Here is a 2,893-nt window from a genome sequence, read left to right as displayed (position 1 = left end):
CGGGTCGATCTTCGTGCTCATGTTGGCGTCGGGGCCCCGCTCCGGGCCAGCTGTCGGCGTAGTTTCTTCTCGGAGAGGCGGCCGTAGCTGAAGGGCTGCCCGTCAACGAGTACTCCGGGGGCGAAGAGTACGGCGTGCCGGATGGCCAGATCCCGTCCCTCGGGGTCTGCCAGGTCGACCTCGCGGACGGTGACGAGCCGCTCGTCGACGAGCCGGGTCAGGACGGTCTTGGCCTGCTTGCACAGGGAACAGTCCGGTTGGGTCAGCAGGGTGACCTCCGCGGCCTTGGGGCGTGGTGCTCGCTGGCTGGTCATCCCGCGGCCCGCCCCGCCTTGAGGTCGGCCAGCATCCGGTCGACGGGCACATACATGGTGTATTTGGGGGCGCCGCCGTAGTCGGCGCGCCACTGGATCCGACCGTCGGGGCCGACGAGGATGAAGCTGTGCCCGTCCCGGTCGGTGCCCATCATGCCGAACTGGTTGGCGTTGTACGTCCGAGAGACCGACAGGTCGGTGTCGGCCAGCGCCGTCGCGGTCAGCTTGTCGTCGGCCATCTTCTGGGCGATCAGGTCGACCGGTCCGGAGGTGATGCTCAGCAGCTTGTCGACCCCGGCAGCCTTCAGCTGGCTGGCGGCGGCGTCCAGGTCGCGGATCTGGTCCCAACAGGGCTGGCAGCCCAGGCCCTCATGAAAGTACAGCAGGACGGTCTTGCCCTGCAGGGAGCTCAGGCTGACGGGAGCACCGGACGTGGCGGGCAGCGTGAAGCCGGGCGCGGCGGCACCGACGCTTGGGGTGCCGACCTGGTAGGCGCCGCTCTTGCCAGCCGGGGCGTTTCCGGTGCTGTCCCGGAAGGCCACGTACAGGGCGCCGATGACCACCAGGACGACGACGGCGACGACGACCGTCAACCAGGGTACGGACCGCCGGGTGTTGGGCCCGTCGGCGATCTTGCCCCGCCGAGCCGCCGTGCTCGAAGCTGCTCGCGCTGTCTGCGCTGTCTGCGCTGGGTGTCCCTTGGTGGGGCGGTTGGGTCTCATCGGCGGCTCTCCTGGGGGGTGGCGTCAGCGGGCTGGTGCGGCTTGTCGGGCCGCTCCGGGGGGACGGCTCCGTCGTCGGCCGGGGTTGGCCGGTCGTCAAGGGTGAGTGGGGTGTGCGGGGTGCGGCCGGACGACGCCGTTGCGGGGTCTGCGGTGTCTAGGGGCCGGGTCGTCGTGCTGTCCTGGGTCTCCGTCGATGTGGCGGACCGTGCATCTGGCCGGCGGGCTCGGACCGCCCGAACCACCAGGTAGGCGAGTGCGCCGATCACCAGCGCCGACAGCACCGGGCCGGGGATCCAGGCGAGCCGCTCGCGCACGATCGTGGCCGTGTGGGTCAGGGCGGCCGAGACCCGCACCTGCCACCCATCCGTGGCCATCGAGGGCCCACGGAAGGCCAGGACCATCGTGAGCACCCCCATCGCCAGCAGCAGCCCGCCGGAGATCACCGCCGGCACGGGGACGTCCCTGCGCCGTCCGGCCAGGCGCCAGGTCACGGTGCGGCCGGCCAGCAGCCTCGCCTGGCCCCAGTCGCGCCGGTCCCAGACCACGGCGAGGGCGCTGAGCGGGGCGACCATCCCGAACACGTAGGCCACCCCGATGGCCAGGGCTGCCGGGAAGGACGCGGCCGCCCCCGAGACCGCCGCCACCCCGGCCAGGACAGGGGCGCAGCAGGCGGACGCGGCCCCCGAGAAGACGCCCAGCCCGTACACCGAACCGAGGCCGTGCCCGGCGCCGCCGCGCATGGCGGGCATCGGCAGCATGAACTTGACCCCGAGCAGCATCGCGGCGCCCATAACCAGCATGGCCAATCCTCCGACGGTGAAGACCACGGTGTGCTGCCCGGAGACCAGTCCGGACAGGGCCGACGCGCCGAGCGCGATGGGCAAGATGATGGTGGCGACCCCGGTCGCGAAGACCAGCGTCATGCCGACGATCTGGGTGCGCCGTTGGAAGGTGGAGGCGAAGTAGGCCGGCAGCATCACCGAGACGCAGCACGGCGCGAGCAGGGCGACCACACCGCCGAGGAAAGAGGCGAAAAGGGTGGTGCCAAGCAGTAGGTCCATCGGGTCAACTCCTGGCTGCGCAATCGGGCGGCGACACTACGTGGGACGATAGTTGATACTAGGCAACATAGTACTGAAGGTGGTGAGAAGGACGAACCTGGCCATCGCCGGCCGCAGGGTGAAGGGTGGATTACGGTGACAGTGCAATGGAGGGCGTGTCGCGGACGCCGTGGGGCCGCCCTTGCGGTGGCGCTGCTCGGCGTGTCCCTGTTCGCCGGGTGCGGTACCCCGAACCTCGCCGAGCAGGCCGCCGCAGCCGATGCGGCCGCCTCGGCCGCGCCCGGCCTCGGTAACGGACCACCAGATGAGGGTCCGGCCCAACCGGTCGTGAAGGTGCCGTTGGAGCCATGTCCCGCCTCCGTGCCCGCCAGCGGCGGTGATCGGCTCCCGCAACTGCAGCTGACGTGCCTGGGGGCCGGGCCGGCGGTGGACATGGCCGCGGGCCACGGCCGACCGACCGTGGTGAACGTGTGGGCGTCCTGGTGCGCGCCGTGCCGCACGGAGATGCCGCGGCTGCGAGCCTCAGCCGCCCGGCTCGCCCCGGCAACCGGGTTCCTGGGGGTTGACGTGAAGGACGACCCGGGCGCGGCGTGGGCGTTCCTGGCGCAGATGCAGGTCCATTACCCCAACGTGTCCGACCCGAGCGCAGCCCTTCTGGCCGGCCTGCACGTGCCCGGGGTGCCGATCACGTTCGTGCTCGACTCCACCGGGGCCATCGTGTTCCGGCACCTCGGCGAACTGCACGAGTCCGACATCGCCGAGATGGAGACCGCCGCGCGGTCTGCCCGATGAC

4 protein-coding genes are annotated in these 2,893 nt (G+C 71.3%); 1 reads left to right on the top strand and 3 read right to left on the bottom strand.

What is annotated here, in order from left to right:
• Positions 1–17 precede the first annotated feature (17 nt).
• The 3 genes from ACLL9L_RS09785 to ACLL9L_RS09775 all read right to left on the bottom strand — a co-directional run bounded on the left by ACLL9L_RS09785 (position 18) and on the right by ACLL9L_RS09775 (position 2,100).
• Complete coding sequence (locus tag ACLL9L_RS09785) at positions 18–314, bottom strand: glutaredoxin family protein (RefSeq protein WP_411284462.1); 297 nt, start codon at positions 312–314, stop codon at positions 18–20.
• Positions 311–907: a peroxiredoxin family protein gene (locus tag ACLL9L_RS09780; protein ID WP_411284461.1), complete on the bottom strand. Its 597-nt coding sequence runs from the start codon at positions 905–907 to the stop codon at positions 311–313. The genes ACLL9L_RS09785 and ACLL9L_RS09780 overlap by 4 nt, the downstream gene beginning before the upstream one ends.
• Before the next feature lie 125 nt (positions 908–1,032).
• Positions 1,033–2,100, bottom strand: a complete 1,068-nt coding sequence (locus ACLL9L_RS09775; RefSeq protein ID WP_411284460.1) for a cytochrome c biogenesis protein CcdA — start codon at positions 2,098–2,100, stop codon at positions 1,033–1,035.
• Between the two features lie 135 nt (positions 2,101–2,235).
• Here ACLL9L_RS09775 and ACLL9L_RS09770 point away from each other — a divergent pair, with 135 nt between their 5' ends.
• The gene (locus ACLL9L_RS09770; RefSeq protein WP_411284459.1) at positions 2,236–2,892 is read left to right on the top strand and encodes a TlpA family protein disulfide reductase; all 657 of its coding nucleotides are present in this window, start codon (positions 2,236–2,238) and stop codon (positions 2,890–2,892) included.
• Position 2,893 lies beyond the last annotated feature (1 nt).

The organism is Lapillicoccus sp., from assembly GCF_046595215.1.
Lineage (GTDB): Bacteria > Actinomycetota > Actinomycetes > Actinomycetales > Dermatophilaceae > Lapillicoccus.
Note: the sequence above shows the minus strand (reverse complement) of the source record. Positions and strands in the feature narration are given on the sequence as shown.